This is a genomic window from Opitutaceae bacterium, assembly GCA_041395105.1.
Classification (GTDB): domain Bacteria; phylum Verrucomicrobiota; class Verrucomicrobiia; order Opitutales; family Opitutaceae; genus B12-G4.
Window position 1 is genome coordinate 1 of record JAWLBB010000006.1, and the last position, 20,246, is coordinate 20,246.

Consider the following 20,246-nt stretch of genomic DNA (forward strand, 5'->3'; position numbering starts at 1 on the left):
CGAGGGTCTTCCCGAGTGAACGCAGAATGGCGGGAGGTACCCGTAGGTCCCTTGCTCGTTTCATCGAACCCGTCGAAATTGCCTCGGTAGGGCTTGGACTGGTCTGTGTTTTCCGCAAGAATCCGGGCATGGTTCCAAAGGGCGTCGCGTGTCTACTCGTTTTCCTTGCCTGCCATCTGACGCTGCGGGCCTGGGTCACGCCGTTTTCCGACCAGATCCAAATCCCCGGCGATCCGATCGTCTATGAGTTCGAGCCGCTGCATGACCATGTCACCTATATCAAGCGGACGAATCGGAACCTCGTTGGGACAAACGACGAGGATCGCGTCCTCTTCGAGGCGGCCTTGCGCGGTGAGATCCGGATAACGGCCCGGGGGTTCGCTCCGGGCACCTATCGGCTCGAATTCGGGCATGCCGAGATGCGGGCGCACAGCCGTTTCAACCGGTTCATGGACATCCGGGTCAATGGCACAACGGTCATTCCGGCCTACAACGCGTTTGAGAAGATGGGGATGTTCACGGCCGGTATCGTGACGGCCGAGGTCACGACGACCGACGGGGCTTTCACGATCGAATACCGGAAGTCCAACCCTCAGAACGAAGAGCCTCGCTTCTGCTTTGTCCGGTTCGTCGCGCCCGATGGCGATGAGGTCTCCCTCTTCTCGGCCCTTCGGCTGGAACCGCCTGATTATGCCTACGCGGAGTATGCCGGGCAGATGCCATCAGTGGTGGATAATTCTCATGAAGCACCTCCCTTCGCTCCGTCCTACAAGATCCGGGCCGGGGAGACCGAGCGACTGACGCCGGCCGACATCGTCGGACCGGATGGGATTGTCTATCCGAACTGGACCCGGGTCGGCATCGAGGGCGGTATCCCCGAGGTCGGGGTGGTCGTCCGTTTGCGGGATTTCGGGGCGCTTCCGGATAGTGGAGTCGATGCGTCGGAGGCCTTGACCGCGGCGGCTGCGGCGGCGGGTGAAGCGGGCGGGGGCGCGGTGCTGCTTGAGAGCGGAACCTACCTGCTGGACCGGCCGGTCTTCGTGCGGCACGACGGCGTCGTCATCCGCGGGGCCGGGCGCGACCGGACGAAGATCCTCTTCCGCTACGCGCCCCCCGAGCGCGGCGTGGATGTCTTCACCCTGGCCGACCCCGGTGGCGTGATGGGTCCCTCGAGCCAGCTCTTCGCAGCGGGGCATGAAGAAGAGCTGCGGCGGGTCGCTCTCGAGGTGGACGGCGAACTCCTCTCCGAGTTGACGGACCTGCCGGTCGGCACCTACCAGTTCATGACCTATGCGCCGGGATGGCGGATTCTCGACCGGTTTGGAGCGGGAACCCACACCGTGACCGCGATCGCGGAATACTACAGCGGCGAAGTGTCACGCGAGGAACGGGAAATGACCTTCGTCGAAGGAGCGCGTCACGAGAACCAGCTCGCCTTTCCCGGTCAGCTGGCCGCGATCAATTTCGTGGGCGGCGGGCCGCTGGGCTCGATGATTCCGCTGACCGCCGATGCGACCCGGGGTTCGACGAGTCTTGATCTGGCTGCCGGACACGGATTGAGGGCCGGTGACCGGATCACGGTGCATGCGCCGGCGACGGAGCGCTGGAAGACCCTCGTGCGCTGCGCGGCGCCCTGGGGTGACTACCGGCGGGCGATCACCCGTGTGACGGCGGTCGACGGAAACCGTATCACAGTGGAGGACCCGCTGCGGATCGAGTTTCCCATCATTGACGGTTCCTATGTCCAGGCTGTCGATTTCCAGGACCGGTGCGGGGTTGAGGACCTGGCGATCGAGCAGACCCAACGTCTGTGGACCAACGGCGTCTTCTTTGTCTGGGCCTGGGAATCCTGGGTCCAGCGCGTCGATGTGACCCTGGCGGGGCGCCATCCCGTCTACCTCAATTTCGGGAAGCGCTGTGAGATCCGGGACTGCGAATTCGACCGGACCTGGTACGACCTCGGGGGCGGCACCTCCTATATTGGATTCGAGCGCGACTACGAATGCCTGATGGAGAACGTGACCACCCGGCAGATGCGGCACGGGCCCCTCGTGCAATGGGCCTCATCCGGCAATGTCTTCCGCAATTGTCACTTCATCGGGAGTGACGCCCAGTATCATGCGGGCTGGACCCATGAGAATCTCTTTGAGAACTGCGTGGTCGACAGCAGCTATGAGAACGGCAGCTACGGCTACGGGATCTATTCGTCGAGTCCGGAGGCGGGCTTCCATGGGCCGACCGGTCCGCGCAACGTCGTCTACAACTGCGATATCACCGGCCCCTCGGTCGGATTCTGGATGGGCGGGATGAACGAGAATTTCATCGTGGCCTACAACCGGTTCATCGTGGGCAAGGGGCCGGCCATCGCGATGAAGCACGCCAGCTTTGACCACATCATCCGCGGCAACGTCTTTGTCGTTCACGAACCCTGGCCGGCCGTTTTTTACCTCGGGACCCGGGATTGCCTGGGGGTCGAGCTGATCGACAACACGGTGATCGGGCCGGTCTCCGTCCTTGTCACGGGTCAGGCCAGGCCGCTGGTCGAGCGGGGAACGGTCGTCCGGCGGCACGGGAACATCGAGCGTCCGCAGCCCGCGGTGCCGTCCATCTATGCCTGGCAGCAGATGCACGGCATGACGCAGCTGGCCTGGCGAATCGGGAAGGAAAACCAACCGTAGCAAAAACAAAACGTAGTCTTCTGGAACGGCGCTTGGTTAGTGGTTTGATCGTTGTTTTGCCTCGGACAATCGTTGCGGCTGGCCGGGGACGTCCAGCCCTGCTATGCATGCTCCGTTTTCAGGTGGTAGGGCGGGGCCTCCGGACCCGCCGTCGAAGAGCAAACAGAGCTTTGTTGGCTCATCGCGCCTTGGGGCTAACTAAGCGTCATTCTAGTCTGCTACGGTTTGTTTTTGACTCGAAAACCCTACGGTCTATACTACGGTTTGTTTCGAAGGAGATGGATCCAGCCCTTCCACGGCGTGTCCGAGGCCTCGCCCTACCCGGGGTATCGATGGTAGGGCTGGACGTCCCCGGCCAGCCGCAAAACGCAACGGTTTCGCATGAACGGCGTGTCCGGAGGCCCTCGCCCTACCCGGGGCGTCCGGGTAGGGCTGGACGTCCCCGGCCAGCCGCAGAACGCGGCAGTTGCGGCATGAACGGCGGGTCCGGAGGCCCTCGCCCTACCCGGGGTATCGATGGTAGGGCTGGACGTCCCCGGCCAGCCGCAAAACGCAGCAGTTGCGGCATGAACGGCGGGTCCGGAGGCCCTCGCCCTACCCGGGGCGTCCGGGGTAGGGCTGGACGTCCCCGGCCAGCCGCAGAACGCGGCAGTTGCGGCATGAACGGCGTGTCCGGAGGCCCTCGCCCTACCCGGGGCGTCCGGGGTAGGGCTGGACGTCCCCGGCCAGCCGCAAAACGCAGCGGTTGCGGTATGGACGGCGTGTCCGGAGGCCCTCGCCCTACCCGGGGTATCGATGGTAGGGCTGGACGTCCCCGGCCAGCCGCAGAACGCAGCAGTTGCGGCATGAACGGCGTGTCCGGAGGCCCTCGCCCTACCCGGGGCGTCCGGGGTAGGGCTGGACGTCCCCGGCCAGCCGCAAAACGCAACGGTTTCGCATGAACGGCGTGTCCGGAGGCCCTCGCCCTACCCGGGGTATCGATGGTAGGGCTGGACGTCCCCGGCCAGCCGCAGAACGCAGCAGTTGCGGCATGAACGGCGTGTCCGGAGGCCCTCGCCCTACCCGGGGCATCGATGGTAGGGCTGGACGTCCCCGGCTAGCCGCAGAACGCAGCAGTTGCGGCATGAACGGCGTGTCCGGAGGCCCTCGCCCTACCCAGGGCATCGATGGTAGGGCTGGACGTCCCCGGCTAGCCGCAGAACGCAGCAGTTGCGGCATGAACGGCGTGTCCGGAGGCCCTCGCCCTACCCAGGGTATCGATGGTAGGGCTGGACGTCCCCGGCCAGCCGCAAAACGCAACGGTATCGCATGAACGGCGTGTCCGGAGGCCCTCGCCCTACCCGGGGTATCGGTGGTAGGGCTGGACGTCCCCGGCCAGCCGCAGAACGCAGCAGTTGCGGCATGAACGGCGTGTCCGGAGGCCCTCGCCCTACCCGGGGTATCGATGGTAGGGCTGGACGTCCCCGGCCAGCCGCAGAACGCGGAGCCACGCAGGATGTTTGCAGACAGCTTCAGGCGTTTGACACCTGGCTACAGGTCGGTCAATCGGATCGGGCCAAACCCGCTCAGTCGTTCACGCCGTGCATCAGGATGTTTTCGTACATCTCCTGTTTGCCGCTGCGCGGCTTCGGCTCGCCCTTCTTCAAGACCAGTTTCTCGAGTTCCCTGAAACCGATCTTCTTTCTCTCGATCAGCTTGCCGAAGTCGGCATCGAAACTGGCGTAGCGGTCGGCCACCAGGCGTGTGAGGGTACCGTCGGCAAGGATCCTGCGGGCTCGTTTGAAGGCGTGGGCGTAGGCGTCCATTCCGCCGATATGGGCGTGGAAGAGGTCGTCCAGGTCGATGGACGGACGCCGGATCTTGGCATCGAAATTGAATCCGCCGGAGCCGACGCCGCCGGCCTTGAGGATGGCGACCATGGCCAGGGTGAGTTCCTTGACGTCGGTATTGAACTGATCGGTGTCCCAGCCGAGGAGGGGGTCGCCGGTGTTGGCGTCAATCGACCCGAGCATCCCGTGTGCGGCGGCCAGTTCGATCTCGTGCTGGAAGGTGTGACCGGCCAGGGTGGCGTGGTTGGTCTCGATGTTGAATTTGAAGTGGCGATCGAGCTTGTAGTGCTTGAGGAAGGCGATCCCGCTGGCCACATCGAAGTCGTACTGGTGCTTGGTCGGCTCCTTGGGTTTGGGCTCGATGAGGAATTGTCCGTTGAAGCCGATCGACTTGGCGTAATCGACCGCCATGTGGAGGAAGGCGCCAAGGTGATCGAGTTCGCGCTTGAGGTTCGTGTTGAGGAGCGTCTCGTAACCTTCGCGGCCGCCCCAGAAAACGTAGTTTTCGCCGCCGAGTTCCTTGGTCACGTCGATCGCTTTCTTCACCTGGGCGGCGGCATAGGCGAAGACATGGGAGTCGGGGTTGGTGGCGGCGCCGCACATGTATCGGGGATTGGAGAAGAGGTTGGCCGTGCCCCAGAGGAGTTTGACCCCGGTGGCCTTCTGCAGGCCTTTGGCGTGGGCGATCACCCGGTCGAGGATCCTGTTGGATTCGCGCAGGCTGCGGCCCTCCGGGGCAATGTCGCGGTCGTGGAAGCACCAGAACGGGGCCCGGATCTTGACGAAGAACTCGAACGCGGCATCCATCCGGCGCAGGGCATCGGCGAGGGGATCCTTGCCTGTTTCCCAGGGGCGACAGATGGTGGGAGAGCCGAACGGGTCGAGACCCGCTCCGCGGAAGGTATGCCAGTAGGCGATGCCGAAGCGCATATGTTCCGACAGGGTCTTCCCGTCGATGACTTCGTCCGGATCGTAATGCCGGAAGGCGAAAAGATTGTCGGTGCCGGGACCCTCGTAGGGAATCGGCTTCTTGACCATTTTGAACCAGTTGGTGGCGGCGGCTTTCTTCTTCATCAATTTGGGTGTTTTGGGATTCGAAGGTGTGTTTATCACCGACGGTGGGGATCAGGTCAACCGTTCCGAGGAGTTTCGATCCGGGCGAACCGGTGGCAGACACGGGCAGGTGGATGCCTTCAGGGGAAGGATTCCCGGCGGTTGGGGCTGTGACGACGTGTTTGAGACACAGGTTAAGGAGCCGGGTTCGGCCGGAAAACCTCAATCGTCGGATTGACATTAAATCAAACGTTTGATTATTTTCGAGTGAAATGGAAGATCATCGAAATGAGGACCGACCGGACGTTGAGGCTGGCCGGGGCGATCAGGCCCGCACCGCGCTGCTTCAGGCGGCCATCGACGTTTTCGGGGAATCGAGCCTGGAGGACGCCACCACCCGCGAGATCTCGCGGCGGTCGGGCCAGAACATCGCCTCGATCGCCTATTATTTCGGCAACAAGGAGGGGCTCTACCATGCCTGTGTCGGCCATGTCGTCGAGATGATGCGAGGGTTGATGGGGCCAATGGTGGCGGAGATTGAAGAGGAACTGGCAGTCGGCGCGATTTCCCGGGCCCGCTGCCTGAGCCGATTGCAGGACATGTACGAGCTGCTGGCAGTGAATGGCTTTCTGCGATCCGAGACCGTCAGCGTGAGCCGGATCATCATGCGGGAGATGGTTCGCCCGACCGAGGCTTTCGAGATCTTCTTCAACGGTCCGGTCACCCGCTTCCACGAACTGGCGACGGAACTGATCCGCAGGTATCTTGGTCGCGAGACGGTGGATCAGGATCTGGTCATTTTCTCTCACACCCTGTTTGGACAGGTGCTGGGTTTCCGGGCGGCCCGCGAGTTTTTTCTGCGTCGGGTGGAGTGGATGGACTTCGGACCGGAAGAGAGCTCTGCGGTGATCTCGGTCCTTCGGCAGAATATCGAGATCCTTCTCGCCGGTTGGCGCGGCCGGGAGCGCCGTGCGTCCCGCTCCTCAACCTGATAGGTCCACTCAATCGATCCGAAATCGTCATGAACAAGAAGATACTCTTACCGATCGGGCTCGCCGTTCTCGCGGCCGGGGCCTGGTATTTCCTGAAAGAAAGGGAAGGGGCCGACGGTTCCACGCTCACGTTGCAGGGCAACGTGGACATCCGTGAGGTCAACCTGGGTTTCCGGGTGGGTGGCCGCCTGGCCAGTCTGGAGTTCGACGAGGGGGACGCGGTCCAGTCCGGCGAGGTCATGGCCCGGCTCGACGCTGCGCCCTACGAACGTGCCGTCGAGGACGCCGTTGCCCGGGTCGCGTCGCTCCGCTCACGGGTCAAGCTGGTCGAATCGGGCTACCGCCCGGAGGAGGTCGATCAGGCACGGGCGTCGGTCGAAGCGAGGCGGGTGGGCCTGGCCAATGCCGAGCGGCGGTTGGTGCGTGAGACCGAGCTTCGTGGCACCGGTGCGTCGGCGGCGAAGGCCTACGACGATGCCCTGGCGGCCCGCGACGAGGCCGTTGCCCAAGTCAAGCTGGCCGAGGCATCGCTGGCTCTGCTGGTGGCCGGTTTCCGATCCGAAGATATCGAGCAGGCCCGGGCGAATCTTGCGGCGGGCGAGGCGGCCCTGGCTTCGGCCCGGATTCAGGTCGACGATGCGGTATTGAGGGCGCCGTCCGACGGGGTGGTGCTGACCCGGGTGGTCGAACCCGGAACCATACTCGGTCCCGGCGCGACGGTGTATTCACTTTCCCTGACCCGGCCGGTCTGGGTGCGCGCCTATGTGAGTGAACCCGATCTCGGCCGGATCCGGCCCGGACAGAAGGTTGAGGTGGCAACGGACACGGATCCCGGAAAACCCTGCATCGGCCAGATCGGATTCATTTCGCCGACGGCGGAGTTCACTCCGAAGACGGTGGAAACGAAGGAGCTCCGGACGGGGCTGGTTTACCGTTTGAGGATCGTCGTCGAGGATTCCGATGACCGGTTTCGTCAGGGCATGCCGGTAACGGTGCGGATCACCGGATCCGATGCCGGGCAGCGGGACTGACGGGTGCGCGATGGGCGATGTGGTCATCAGTATCTCGGCGGTGACGAAACGTTTTCCCGGCGCTTCGGCTCCTGCCCTGGATGGAATCCGGGCCGATATCCTCCGTGGTGGCGTCACGGGACTGGTGGGGCCGGATGGGGCGGGAAAGACCACCCTGCTGCGTCTGATCGCCGGGCTTCTTCTGCCTTCGGATGGTCGGATCACGGTGGACGGTCACGATTCCGTCAGGGACGCGGAGTCCATCCGGGGGATGCTGGGCTATATGCCGCAGAAATTCGGTCTCTATGAGGATCTATCGGTGATGGAGAACCTGACCCTCTATGCCGATCTTCGCGGGGTGGTGGGCCAGGCGCGGAAGGATTCCTTCAAGCGACTGCTCGCCTTCACCGATCTCGAGCGCTTCATCTCCCGGCCGGCCGGCAAGCTGTCGGGTGGCATGAAGCAGAAACTCGGCCTGGCCTGCACACTCCTGGGCCGTCCCAGGGTCCTGCTCCTGGACGAACCCAGCGTCGGGGTGGATCCGATCTCCCGGCGGGAACTCTGGAAAATGGTGCAGGAACTGGTCGACCAGGGCATGGCGGTCGTCTGGAGCACCTCCTATCTGGACGAGGCAGAACTCTGTGCGGAGACCCTTCTGATGAATCAGGGCAAACTGTTGTTTGCCGGGAAACCGTCGGACTTGACCGCGAGGGTCCGTGACCGTTGCTACCGCATTCGCGCTATTGCGGGTGACAAGCGCGAGGTACTGACGCGGGCGACCTCGCGTGACGATGTGCTGGATGGGGTTATCCAGGCAGATGCGGTGCGGCTTGTTCTGCACAAGGATGCCCGGGTGTTTGAGGGGGAGGAGGTCGGTGCGGGCGGGAACAGCCGGCTTGAGCGGGTCGAGCCCCGATTCGAGGATGCCTTCATCGACATGCTTGGCGGAGGGCATGGCGGAGAATCGGTCCTCGCCCGCCAGCTGAAGCCCAGGGCACTGGATGGGTCGGTCGTGATCGAGGCGCACGACTTGACCAAGAAGTTCGGTGACTTCGTCGCGACCGACCGGGTGACCTTTGAGGTAAGAAGGGGTGAGGTATTCGGTCTGCTCGGACCGAACGGGGCGGGCAAATCCACCACCTTCAAGATGATGTGCGGGCTGCTCCGGGCCACCGCCGGGACCGCCCGCGTCATGGGTCTGGATCTTCAGAAGAGTGCGGGCCGGGCCCGTCAGCGTCTCGGGTATATGGCGCAGAAGTTCTCGCTCTACGGCAATCTGTCGGTCGTTCAGAATCTCCAGTTCTTCTCGGGCGCTTACGGTTTGCGCGGCGACCGCCAACGCCGGGAGATTGACCAGATGGTTGAAGTCTTCGGACTGGGCCCCCATCTGACGGACCGGACGGATTCATTGCCGCTGGGTTTCAAACAACGCCTGGCCCTGGCCTGTGCGGTGATGCACGAGCCGGACATCCTCTTCCTTGATGAACCGACCTCCGGAGTGGATCCGGTAACCCGCCGGGAATTCTGGACCCATATCAATGGGGTGGTCCGTCGGGGCGTCACCGTCATGGTCACCACCCACTTCATGGACGAAGCCGAATACTGCGACCGGATCGGGCTGATCATGAGGGGACGGCTCATTGCCGTCGGCAGGCCTGACGAACTCAAACAGATGGTCGTCTCGGAGCGACAACCCGACCCGACAATGGAGGATGCCTTCATCGGGTTGGTGGAGGGGAGTGGGGAGGGATGAAGACCAACTTTTCATTCCGGCGCTTCCGGGCGCTCTGCAAGAAGGAGGTCTTTCAGATCGTTCGCGATCCGACCAGCATCGCGATTGCCTTTCTCCTTCCCGCGATGTTGCTCATCATCTTCGGTTACGGCATCAGCCTGGATTCGAACAGTCTGCGGGTCGGGCTGGTCATGGAGGATACCGGCCCGGAGGCACGGGATTTTGTCTCCAGCCTTGAGGGGTCCCCTTATCTGGCGCTCGTCACCACCGGTGATCGCGAACAGATGGCGGATGCGTTGACTGCGGGACGGATCCGCGGGTTCGTGGTCATTTCCTCCGATTTCTCGCGCCGGCTGGCCCGTGCGGGAGAGAGGGCGCCGATCCAGGTGATTGCGGACGGCTCGGAGCCCAACACCGCCCAATTCGTGTCGGGCTATCTGCAAGGCGCCTGGCAGTCCTGGCTGGGTCAGCGGGCGGCGGCCTCGGGACACCGGCGGATTGCGCCGATCAGGATCGATCCGCGTTATTGGTACAACCCGGCGGCCATCAGCCGCTACTACCTGTTGCCCGGCTCGATCACCATCATCATGACCGTGATCGGGGCATTGTTGACCTCCCTGGTCGTGGCCCGCGAGTGGGAGCGTGGAACGATGGAGGCCCTGCTCTCGACGCCGGTCAATCGGGCTGAGCTCATCCTGAGCAAGCTCATCCCTTACTACGTTCTGGGGATCATCGCACTGGCCATCTGCGTGGGCATGGCGGTGGTGTTTTTCGGCGTTCCCTTCCGTGGTTCGATCCCTGTTCTCCTGCTGGTGTCCTCTCTCTTCCTGGGATCGGCCCTCGGAATGGGCCTGCTCATCTCCACGGTGACCCGCAATCAGTTCGACGCCGCCCAGGTTGCGCTCAATGCGGCCTACCTGCCCGCGCTCATCCTCTCCGGTTTCATCTTTGAGATTCGCAGCATGCCGGCCGTCATTCAGGCGGTCACCTATCTCATCCCGGCGCGTTACTTCGTCACCGCCATCCAGACCCTCTTCCAGGCCGGCGACCTCTGGTCGATTCTCTGGCACGACATTCTCTTTCTGACGGCGGCTTCCATCGTCTTCATCGGTCTGACCGTTCTCAAGACCCGGCGCCGGCTGGAATAGGCGCCGACCTCTCCCGACATGATCCATCGTATCCAATCCCTGGTGATAAAGGAACTGCAATCGCTGTTGCGCGACCCGCAGAGTCGCCGGCTTCTCATTGTGCCCGTCCTGCTGCAATTGGTGCTTTTCCCGTCTGCCGCGACTTTGGAGGTGAAGAACAACACCCTTGCCATCTTCAACGAGGATTCGGGCGCGCCCTCGATCGAGTTGATACAGCGGTTCGCGCGGGCCGAGGCCTTCCCTGATCTGCTCATACTTCACTCCGACGACGAGGTCCGGCAGACGATCGACCGTCAGGAGGCCCTGCTGGTCCTGCGTTTTCCCCCGGACTTTTCGCGCGATCTGGCGGCGGGCCGCCCGGCCGCCCTGCAGGCCATCCTTGACGGGCGACGGTCGAACAGCAGTCAGATCGCCTTCAATTACGCCCAGACGATCGTGCTCGGCTATGTCAACGGGCAGATCGGCCTGCCGGCAGGATCCGAGCTGGTGGTCCGGAACTGGTTCAACCCGAATCTCGACTACAAGTGGTTCATCGTTCCCAGCCTGATCGCCCTGATCACCACGCTCGGGAGCATGATCGTGACGGCACTTTCAGTGGCGCGCGAGCGCGAGCAGGGAACCTTCGATCAGCTGCTCGTCTCTCCCCTGACCCCGGGGATGATCATGATCGGCAAAGCAGTGCCGGCGATCATCGTCGCCTTTTTCCAGGGCACCATCATCCTGATGGCGGCGGTCTTTGCCTACCGGATCCCTTTTCAGGGTTCGCTCTTTCTCTTTTACGGCGCAGCCCTCGTCTACGTCCTCTCGCTCGTGGGTTGCGGGTTGTTCATCTCGTCTCTCTGCAGTACCCAGCAACAGGCCTTTCTCGGGGCTTTCGGGTTCCTTGTTCCGGCCATCCTTCTCTCCGGATTCACCGCCCCGATCGAGAATATGCCGATCTGGATGCAACGGATCACCTGGGCGGATCCGCTCAGTCATTTCCTGGTCGTCGTGAAGGGCGTCTTCCTGAAGGGGATGGGTGCAGCCGATGTCTGGACCAACACCTGGCCGATGCTGGTCATCGCAACCGTCACCCTCGGGGCCTCGGTCATCATCTTCAACCGCAAGATCGCCTGAGATGAAGTCGATCAAGCCAACGGCATTCCTCAATCCGCCCGAGTCCCCGGGAACCCCAAGCCGCCTTTCGGTCGCTCAACTTCAAAGGAGATTTCTGCCATGAATCCGATTCGAATCCACCTCATTGCAGTGACTGTCGCAGTCGGCCTGGCCGGCTGCACGGTCGGGCCCGACTACGAGCAACCGGAAACAAGCCTGCCGGCGTCTTTCAGACAGGCCGGCGCGGCCGGAACGGCCGAGCCCCGGGTCGACTGGTGGGCTTCGTTTGCCGATCCGCAGCTGACGCAGCTTGTGGAGGGTGCCCTTGAAACGAACCTGGATCTACAGGCGGCCGAAGCGCGGGTGCGCCAGGCTCGGGCCGAATGGAGCGTGGTCGCCGGTGCGAGCCAACCGTCGCTGAACGCGGGGGCCCAGGCGGGCCGCAATTCCGCCAGCCTGAACAATCCCCAGTACACCATCCTTCCCGACGGCATCCCGAACACGTTGAACGATTTCAAGGCCGGATTCGACGCTTCCTGGGAGGTCGATCTTTTTGGATACAACCGGCGGTCGAACGAGGCGGCAGAGGCGCGCTTTGGCCAGGTTCAGGAGCGGCGCAACGCGGTCGCTCTGACGGTGGCGGGAGAAGTGGCCGCGCAGTATGTGGAGTACCGGGTGGCCCAACATCGACTGGCGGTTCTGCGTGAAACCATCGACCTGCAGGCCGACACTCTGCGGCTGGCCCGAATCCGGTCCGAAGCCGGGGTGGGAACCGACTTCGATGCGGCAAGGGCGGAAGCGGAGTGGCGAAGTCTTCGCGCCCAGCTTCCGCCGCTTGAGGCGCGCAGGCTGGCGTCGGTTCAGGCACTCGCGGTGTTGACCGGCCGGGAGTCGAGTGGTCTCGAGAACGAGTTGGCTCTGTTCGGCCCGGTTCCGGTCCCGGCGGAGTTGCCTCCGGTGGGGTTGCCATCGGATCTGCTGACACGGCGGCCGGATATCCGGCTGGCCGAACGTCAACTGGCGGCGGCCACGGCCGATGTGGGTGCCGCCGTGGCCGGGCAGTTCCCGCGATTCTCGCTGGTGGGGACGCTCGGACTGGAGTCGGTTGAAGCGGGCGATTTCACCGACTCGGCCAGTCGGTATTGGTCGATCGGCTCGGGCCTCGTCTGGCCCCTGTTCAATGGCGGGCGGCTGAAGAATCAGGAAGAGGCGAAACGTCAGGCGGCCGAGGCGGCGCTCCTGGACTATCGGCAAACCGTCCTGCGCGCCCTGGCCGACGTCGAGACCGTGCTCATCCGCTATCGCCGCCAGGAGGAAACCGCGCGGGAACTCGAAGCGGCCCGCGATGCGGCGAGTCGGGCGGTCGGTTGGGCCCGTCAGCGTTATCAGGCCGGTGAGAATCCCCTGACGGATGTTCTCGATGCCCAGCGGCAGCTCAATCAAGTCACCGATCAGCTCGCGCGGCTTGAGGGTGACATTGCCCTGAGCCATGTGGCCCTGAACAAGGCTCTCGGCGGCGGATGGCAGGGCGAGGGGCCGGTCGAGGTGTCGGTGGCAGATACGGTGTCGCTCCGCTGATTCGTCGCCTGGGACCCTCTGCCCATTCCGGATTGCTGCGGCAATGGGCATTGTCTACCTGCCGGATCGTGCAGAAGAGGCTTTACGCCTCGAATGGGCTTCGAATCGAGGCTCCTACCTTCGAATCGAGGCGTAAAGCCTCTCCTACCAATGAATGCCAAAGGTGCCAGGTCCTTTTTGTTCGTTGGAGCGGAATTGCCCGGGCGTCGAAAACTGAATGGGTCGACAAATCAGGACATTCCGGTAACAAAGCGGTAACACGGGCGGTGTAGTTTCGTGAGCGTCATGAGAAACACACAGATTCAGAAATACCGATCAGGCTGGTTGCTGGGAGCGATGCTCCTTTTTGCGGCGACCGGAAATGCACAGGACGACAAGCCGTTGGTCAGCGAATTGCTCGAGGCTGGGGTTTACCAGGAAGAGGCCCGGGGAGACCTTGATGCGGCCATCGCGCTTTACCAGCAGGTGGTTGATTCGGACGAGATCAGCCGGCCCAAAGCGGCCGAGGCCCAATACCGCCTTGCGGTCTGTTACCAGAAGCAGGGGAACAACGCCATGGCGGTCCGGAGTTTCGAGGCGTTGGTGAAGAATTTCCCCAACCAGACCGAGTGGGTGGATGCGGCACTGGCTCACCTTCCGAAACCCTTTGAACCGGAGTTGATTCCCTGGGTCGATGGGGAGACCGAGTTAATGGAAATCCGCCTGCCGACCGGATCGGTGGTGGGCTACTCGTTCTACCGGACCGAAAAGGTCGTGCGGGAAGGCCGCGATCTCTGGCAGATCACCAACCGGACTCTGGCCAATGCGGACATCATCACCAAGGTCGAGATCGATCCGGTCACCCAGGCTCCGGTCTACGGTTACTTCAACGGGGGCGGAGATACCAAGGAGATCAGCTGGTGGTTCGATGAAGACCAGATCCGGTCGATCTATGGAGACGACCCGGAGGAGAAAACCACACCGACCAGCGGCAGGGTGATCGACAACCTGCAGGCCCACTACCTTGTGCGTCAGATGCCGATGGAAGTGGGATTCTCAACCCAGCAGAGCATCTTTGTCGGGATGACTGGAAACCTCATTCCGGTCACGTTCACGGTGAAGGCGGTCGAGGAGGTCGAGACACCGCTGGGAGTCTTTGAATGCGTTCAGACGGAGATCGACCTGGCCGTGCAGAAGCAAACCATCTGGACATCGACCGATGCGAGCCGGCGGCTGATCAAGTTCAAAGCCGGCGGGGTGGAGATCGTGGCCAGCCGCTATGCCGTGGTGGAGCCGGGCGAAGTCCAGACCTTTGTCCAGGAAGCGATGGGCCTGGCCTTTGATGTGCCCGCCGAATGGGGTATTTTCAAAAACCCGGGCAACGACGACAGTCAGGTGAGGTTGGAAATCCGCGAAGCAGGCAGTCCCGTTTCCATTCAATTCCTCGCCAATCGGGATGACAGTGAAGAGGCTGCTGACGCGGTGAGCGCGGTTAAAAAGGCGCGGGAGATAGCCGAAAAACAGGTCGAACGCTTCCAGAAGAGGGATAATAGCTTCATCGTGAACGAGGAATCCTGGGAGAGTCTTGAGGTGCCCGGAGCCGCCGGTGTGTCAGTGACCGGAAACCTGGAGGAATTCGGCCAGGCCAAGACCCTCAAAAAAGTGGTCCTGAGGACGGACAACCTGACGATCGTCTTCAACATGGGCTGCGCGTCGGATCAGTTCGACGACACTGAACCGGCTTTCGACGCCATGGTGGGTTCGCTGCGGGTGGATTGAGGGGGCGCAAGGTTGGTCAATCGAGCTTTCAATCGAAAATCCGGAGGGACCGCCCAGGGGAAGACCTGGGCGGTCCTGGTGTTGCTTGTCCTGGTGGTTCTGATACCAGCGGTGGCCGTCAGCTGGCTGGTGCTGAAGGCGTCCGAAGACAAGCAGATGGTCGTGGAGAAGATCTACGAGGATGCCCGGACCGGTTTTCTGGAGTCCGGCCAGAACGCGGTCCGTGAGGAAGTCGCTCGAACAGGCGAGCGCTTCGCCGAGCTCGTTGCCGGGGTCGCACCGGAGGCGAGGTGGGCCCGGGTCTGGTCCTCCGGTGAGGCGGACGGCTATTCCCCGGCCGATTCGGAAATGCCGGCGGCTGGAAGGGCCATGGCCGTCGTCGGCGACGACCGGCCGGGCAGTCCGATGATCGACGAATTGGAGGCGATCGGCGACCTTCGCCGAAGGGGCGATGTTGAGGAGGCCGGGGAAAGGATGGACGCTTTGCTGAAGCGGCCGGACCTGCCCGATGCGCGGCTGCCGGACGGACGGATGATCGCGCCCATGGTGGCCTTCCTGGCGACCGAAACGGCGGGTGACGACGAACATAGGGAGACGGCCCGGGCTCGGCTGAAGGCGATGATTCTGGACGAGGATATCCGGGCCGCCATGCCGCTCACCCAATTGGTGTTTTACCTGGGGCGCATCCGGGATTGGGACGATGATCCACAGGTGGAGGCGTTGAACCCCTTTGTGCGGAACAGCGTCCAGTGGATGGAGCACCGGGAGGGGGCATCGGAATCGGAAGGACAGCCAGCGGTCTCCAGAAGCGGTTCGTTGATTGGTTTCCGACCCGCTCCGGCCTCCGGTGTTTTTCTGCTGGAGGCAACGACCCTGGCCACTCGGGTGCAGGAGCGCCTGGATTTGCTGGAAGATCGGGCTGGGGGCCGGCTGGTTCTGCGCGAATCCCGTTCAACTTCCAACGGCGGACCGCCGGTCGGGGAGGCCGGAACCGGGGTGATCGGGGTAGAGGCGGGTTTTCCCCTCCAGGGCTGGCTCATTGAATTCCAGGGAGACGACGGAATCACCGCGATGGGCCGAGCCAACCGGGAGGTCTTCTGGCTGGCCTTTGTCGGCGCCTTCGTCATCGGGCTCTCCATCGCCCTTTCGCTGGCCCTTTTCCGGGTGATGCAGAGGCAGACGCGCCTGGCCCAGCTGAAGAACGACCTGGTGGCCACGGTTTCCCATGAACTCAAGACGCCGGTGGCCTCGATCCGCCTCCTCGTCGATACCCTGCAAGCCGATCCGGAATGGGACCCGGTCCGGGTGAAGGATTACCTGGGATTGATTTCGCGGGAGAACAAGCGTCTGGGGCACCTGATTGAGAACTTCCTTTCCTTCTCGCGGATGGAGCGGGACAAGAACAGCTTTGATCTCCGGCCGGTCGATCCGCGAATGATCGTCACGGAAGCGGAAACCATCTTTCGCGAGCGCCTGGTCGACGGGGATGGTCTCTTCCGGGTCGAGTGCGATGGGAGCCTTCCGCTGATCGTGGCGGATTGTGAGGCCCTGCAGACTGCTTTGGGCAACCTGCTGGAAAACGCCCAGAAGTACGGAGGCCGTCATCCGGACATCCTTCTGACGGTTGGCCGCAAAGACGGCTGGGTTGAGTTTTCGGTCGAAGACAAGGGAATCGGGATAGCGAAGGAGGACCAGAAGCGGATCTTCGAGAAGTTTTTCCAGGCCCGGACCCGCCTTTCCGAGCATGCGGGTGGGGTGGGTCTCGGCTTGAGCATCGTGTCCTTTATCGTGGAAAAACACCGGGGGGAATTGAAACTGGAAAGTGAGACCGGCAAAGGCAGCCGGTTTACGATCCGCATTCCCGCGGGCCCGGATGAACCCGCCGACGCGTCGTCATGAGGGCGAAAGTTCTGATCATCGAGGACGATGCCGCGTTGCGGCGGGGACTGGTCGACAACTTCACCGACCAGGGCTATGAGGTGCTTCCGGCGGCGAGAGGCGACGAAGGTCTGGATCTGGCGCTGTCGAAAGGCCCCGATCTCGTGCTGCTCGATATCATGCTGCCCGGGATGAATGGGTATGAGATTTGCGAGGCGATCCGGAGGGAAGGCTTTGACTATCCGATCATCATGCTGACGGCCAAGGGACAGGAAAGTGATATTGTCCGGGGGCTCGAACTGGGAGCGGATGATTATGTGACCAAACCCTTCAGTATTCAGGAACTGGTGGCAAGGGTCCGGGCCTTTCTGCGACGGCATCGGGCGGCCGGGACCGAGGTCTTTTCCTTCGGGCGTTGCAGCCTCGACCGCAGTTCCCATCGATTCACCCGGGATGGGGCGGTGGTCGATCTGACAGCCAAGGAGTTTCAATTGCTCGAATACTTTCTGGAGAACCCCGGGAGGGCCCTGACCCGGACGACGATCATGAACAAGGTCTGGGGCAGCTCGGTCATGGTGACCCAGCGCAGCGTCGACCGTTGTGTGACCACCCTGAGGGCGAAAGTGGAGGAGAACCCGCACGCCCCCCAACACATCATTACCATCCGGGATGTGGGTTACCGTTTTGAGCAGGCTGCGGGATGATCTGCGGGACGGCTTGCCCTACGGAGTGGAACGTAGCATGGTGAAGATCGGGGAGAGACTGGAATGGCACCAAGCTAAAGGGTTTTCAGGAGAAGCTATGAGATGTAGCCGCGGCAGTCTCTTGCCGCGAATCCGCGTTGAAACGCCCCAAGAGACTGTGGCGACTACACCCTGCAAATGAACGAGCAAAAACGAACTTTCGGAGCCTGGAAATTCAGGTGAGCCGATGATTCGACGGGACTTCATGCTGCGGATGATCGATCAGGTCGCCGCCCTGGTGGAGCGCATCCTGAAAGGGAATCTCTCGAGTGAGCGTGTCGGAATGGAGCTGGACGCGGTCTCAGCCGAATGGATCGGTCTGCCTTCCTCGATTTTGCTCGCCCTGCCGGCCGAGGAAGTCATCCGCCTGTTTGAGGATTCAGACCGGATGGTCGCGGAGAAGTGCTTCCTCATGGCGGAGGTCTGTCGTGCCCTGGCTCTGGTTGCCGCCGACGGGGACGAGCGGAAGTCCTTGTTGAGGAAATCACGCTGTCTCTATGACCGCACGGCGGGTGCCGGGTTGGAATCCGAACTGCAGTCCCGGATTGACGGACGCCTGATTGAACTGGAGCGGATCTAGCGGCGAACCCGGCCGGGCGGGCACGGGGCCTGTTCGGGCTGGCGAGGCCCGGTTCCGAACCAGGCCAGCATGACGGGCAGGATCACCAGGACCAGCGGATGCTGCACACTCAGACCGGCGATGATGGCGATCGCCAACGGACGCTGCATGGCAGCGCCCTGGCCGATACCGGGAGCGAGCGGCAGCAACGCCAGGATGGCGGCAAAGGTGGTCATGGCGATCGGCCGCATGCGATCAATCGGGACCTTTCTGCCCGTTATGACAGCGGATGGCTCATTATCACGCTGAAATCCGATACCGTGATTGCGTCCCACGAGGAGACAATGGTATTGAATACGGGTGCCGGTTTCCCCGGTCCCCATACTTTCATTCAAAATCCCTCCGCAGGTCCGGCGCCCAGTCTTTCGAAATAGTCCATGACAACCAAGAACAAAGACGAAGTCTTTAGGGAAACCATCACCAAAGTGCCCGATTTCAAGTTCGGCACGGCGGTTGCCAATGTGTTTGACGACATGGTCAGCCGATCTGTCCCTTTCTACGGTGAGATCCAGCGGATGGTCGCGGAACTGGCCGCGGATTACGCGAGGGAAGGTTCCGATGTGGTCGACCTGGGCTGCTCGACCGGCACGACCATGATCGGAATGGACAGCCTTATCGATCCGTCAATCCGCTTCATCGGGGTCGACGATTCGACCCAGATGCTCGACAAGTGCCGCCTGAAACTGGAAGAGGCCGGTTTCAAGCGTCCCTGCGATCTGCGGGTCGCCGACCTCAACAAAGGGATGGAAATCCGCAATGCCTCGGTCGTCGTCCTCTGCCTGACCCTCCAGTTTGTGCGTCCCATCTATCGCGAAAACCTCCTCCGGCAGATCTGCCAGGGGCTGGAGCCGGGCGGTGCCTTGATTCTGGTGGAGAAGATCCTTGCCGAAGAGAGCACCATGAATCGCGATTTCATCAAGTACTACTACAACTACAAGCGGCGCAACAATTACAGTGAAATGGAGATTTCACAGAAGAGGGAGGCGCTGGAGAACGTTCTCATCCCCTACAAATTGAGCGAGAACGTGAGCCTGCTGCGTGATGTGGGCTTCGCTCATTGCGAGGTCTTCTTCAAATGGTACAACTTTTCAGGTCTCATTGCCGTCAAGAAATGAACATGGTCGCGATCGGCAATTTCTTTTTCCGCTACCGGAATCTGGTATTCATCCTGTTCTATGCAGCCCTGTTCCTTCCCTCGGCCCCGCTCTTCCCGGCGCATTTCTTCGGACCGAATTATTTCCTCTACCCGATCATCATCGGTCTGGTCGTGACGATCAGCGGACAGCTGATCCGGGGTGCCACCATCGGTCTGGCCTATATCATTCGCGGCGGAAGGAAAGGGAAGCCCTACGCGGAGGGCCTGGTGACCGAGGGCATCTTCCACCATTGCCGCAATCCCCTCTACGTCGGCAATATCCTGATGCTGGTCGGGATGGGCATTCTGTCGAATTCCCTGGTTTTCGCCGTCATCGTGATCCCGCTCTTCATGTTCATCTACCAGGCCATCGTACTCGCGGAAGAGGACTTCCTCAGGGGGAAATTCGGTTCCGGTTTCGATGACTATTGCCGCGCGGTCAGTCGCTGGGTGCCCGATCTCAGGGGGATCGGGGGGACGGTAACCGGCATGCACTTCAACTGGAGGCGGTGGATCCTGATGGAGTACAACACCCAGTTCATCTGGCTGCTGGGCATCTTCCTCGTGCTCCTGTTCAAATACCCCCTCCTGACCCATGGCGACCTGGTCCACCGGAATCAGCTTCTCAACATCGTCGTCCCCGTGCTGGTGCTGGGTTATCTCCTGGTCCGCTTCCTCAAGAAGTCCGGCCTGATGGTCGAGTCGAAAGCAGTCCAGCGAGGGTGATCGGGCCGGGTCGGAGCCGACAAAACAAAACGTAGCAGGCTAGAATGGCGCTTAGTTATGGGTGATGAACGTTGTTTTGTCTCGGACAATCGTTGCGGCTGGCCGGGGACGTTCAGCCCTACCATGCATGCTCCGTTTTCAGGTGGAAGGGCGGGGCCTCCGGACCCGCCGTCAAAGAGCAAACAGAGCTTTGTTGGCTCATTGCGCCTTGGCGCCAACTAAGCGCCGTTCTAGCAGACTACGGTTTGTTTTGGCCGTGCAAACCCTACGGT

15 protein-coding genes are annotated in these 20,246 nt (G+C 62.1%); 13 read left to right on the top strand and 2 right to left on the bottom strand.

Features of this window, described 5'->3' with window-relative positions; translation table 11 throughout:
* The first annotated feature begins 128 nt into the window (after window positions 1-128).
* Entirely contained in the window at window positions 129-2,678 is a 2,550-nt protein-coding gene (locus tag R3F07_16325; protein ID MEZ5277949.1) for a right-handed parallel beta-helix repeat-containing protein, read from the top strand.
* Between the two features lie 1,565 nt (window positions 2,679-4,243).
* Here R3F07_16325 and xylA read toward each other — a convergent pair.
* Window positions 4,244-5,581 (bottom strand): xylose isomerase, encoded by a 1,338-nt coding sequence (gene xylA, locus R3F07_16330; protein ID MEZ5277950.1) that lies wholly within the window; start codon window positions 5,579-5,581, stop codon window positions 4,244-4,246.
* Between the two features lie 251 nt (window positions 5,582-5,832).
* On the opposite strand from xylA, the gene cecR reads away from it, so the two are divergent.
* The 10 genes from cecR to R3F07_16380 all read left to right on the top strand — a co-directional run bounded on the left by cecR (window position 5,833) and on the right by R3F07_16380 (window position 18,074).
* Window positions 5,833-6,552, top strand: a complete 720-nt coding sequence (cecR, locus tag R3F07_16335; protein MEZ5277951.1) for a transcriptional regulator CecR — start codon at window positions 5,833-5,835, stop codon at window positions 6,550-6,552.
* A gap of 29 nt (window positions 6,553-6,581) precedes the next feature.
* Window positions 6,582-7,583 (top strand): secretion protein HlyD, encoded by a 1,002-nt coding sequence (gene hlyD, locus R3F07_16340; protein ID MEZ5277952.1) that lies wholly within the window; start codon window positions 6,582-6,584, stop codon window positions 7,581-7,583.
* Entirely contained in the window at window positions 7,564-9,315 is a 1,752-nt protein-coding gene (locus R3F07_16345) for an ATP-binding cassette domain-containing protein (protein ID MEZ5277953.1), read from the top strand. Before hlyD ends, R3F07_16345 begins: the two co-directional genes overlap by 20 nt.
* Window positions 9,312-10,442, top strand: a complete 1,131-nt coding sequence (locus tag R3F07_16350) for an ABC transporter permease (GenBank protein ID MEZ5277954.1) — start codon at window positions 9,312-9,314, stop codon at window positions 10,440-10,442. Before R3F07_16345 ends, R3F07_16350 begins: the two co-directional genes overlap by 4 nt.
* Window positions 10,443-10,460: 18 nt before the next feature.
* On the top strand, window positions 10,461-11,558 hold the full coding sequence (locus R3F07_16355; GenBank protein ID MEZ5277955.1) for an ABC transporter permease: 1,098 nt from the start codon (window positions 10,461-10,463) through the stop codon (window positions 11,556-11,558).
* A 99-nt stretch (window positions 11,559-11,657) separates the two neighbouring features.
* On the top strand, window positions 11,658-13,115 hold the full coding sequence (locus tag R3F07_16360) for an efflux transporter outer membrane subunit (GenBank protein ID MEZ5277956.1): 1,458 nt from the start codon (window positions 11,658-11,660) through the stop codon (window positions 13,113-13,115).
* A gap of 285 nt (window positions 13,116-13,400) precedes the next feature.
* On the top strand, window positions 13,401-14,873 hold the full coding sequence (locus R3F07_16365; protein MEZ5277957.1) for a tetratricopeptide repeat protein: 1,473 nt from the start codon (window positions 13,401-13,403) through the stop codon (window positions 14,871-14,873).
* Between the two features lie 12 nt (window positions 14,874-14,885).
* Window positions 14,886-16,772 carry a HAMP domain-containing sensor histidine kinase gene (locus tag R3F07_16370; protein ID MEZ5277958.1) on the top strand — a complete coding sequence of 629 codons (1,887 nt, stop codon included), beginning with the start codon at window positions 14,886-14,888 and terminating at the stop codon, window positions 16,770-16,772.
* Window positions 16,769-17,455 (top strand): response regulator transcription factor, encoded by a 687-nt coding sequence (locus R3F07_16375; protein MEZ5277959.1) that lies wholly within the window; start codon window positions 16,769-16,771, stop codon window positions 17,453-17,455. Before R3F07_16370 ends, R3F07_16375 begins: the two co-directional genes overlap by 4 nt.
* A gap of 226 nt (window positions 17,456-17,681) precedes the next feature.
* Window positions 17,682-18,074, top strand: coding sequence for a hypothetical protein (locus R3F07_16380; GenBank protein ID MEZ5277960.1), 393 nt, complete (start codon window positions 17,682-17,684; stop codon window positions 18,072-18,074).
* Here R3F07_16380 and R3F07_16385 read toward each other — a convergent pair.
* Window positions 18,071-18,436, bottom strand: a complete 366-nt coding sequence (locus R3F07_16385; GenBank protein MEZ5277961.1) for an efflux RND transporter permease subunit — start codon at window positions 18,434-18,436, stop codon at window positions 18,071-18,073. The genes R3F07_16380 and R3F07_16385 overlap by 4 nt on opposite strands.
* A 54-nt stretch (window positions 18,437-18,490) precedes the next feature.
* Between R3F07_16385 and cmoA the strand changes: the two genes are divergently transcribed.
* Both cmoA and R3F07_16395 read left to right on the top strand, forming a co-directional pair.
* Complete coding sequence (gene cmoA / locus R3F07_16390) at window positions 18,491-19,228, top strand: carboxy-S-adenosyl-L-methionine synthase CmoA (protein ID MEZ5277962.1); 738 nt, start codon at window positions 18,491-18,493, stop codon at window positions 19,226-19,228.
* Window positions 19,225-19,974, top strand: coding sequence for an isoprenylcysteine carboxylmethyltransferase family protein (locus tag R3F07_16395; GenBank protein ID MEZ5277963.1), 750 nt, complete (start codon window positions 19,225-19,227; stop codon window positions 19,972-19,974). The genes cmoA and R3F07_16395 overlap by 4 nt, the downstream gene beginning before the upstream one ends.
* The last annotated feature ends 272 nt before the right edge of the window (window positions 19,975-20,246 follow it).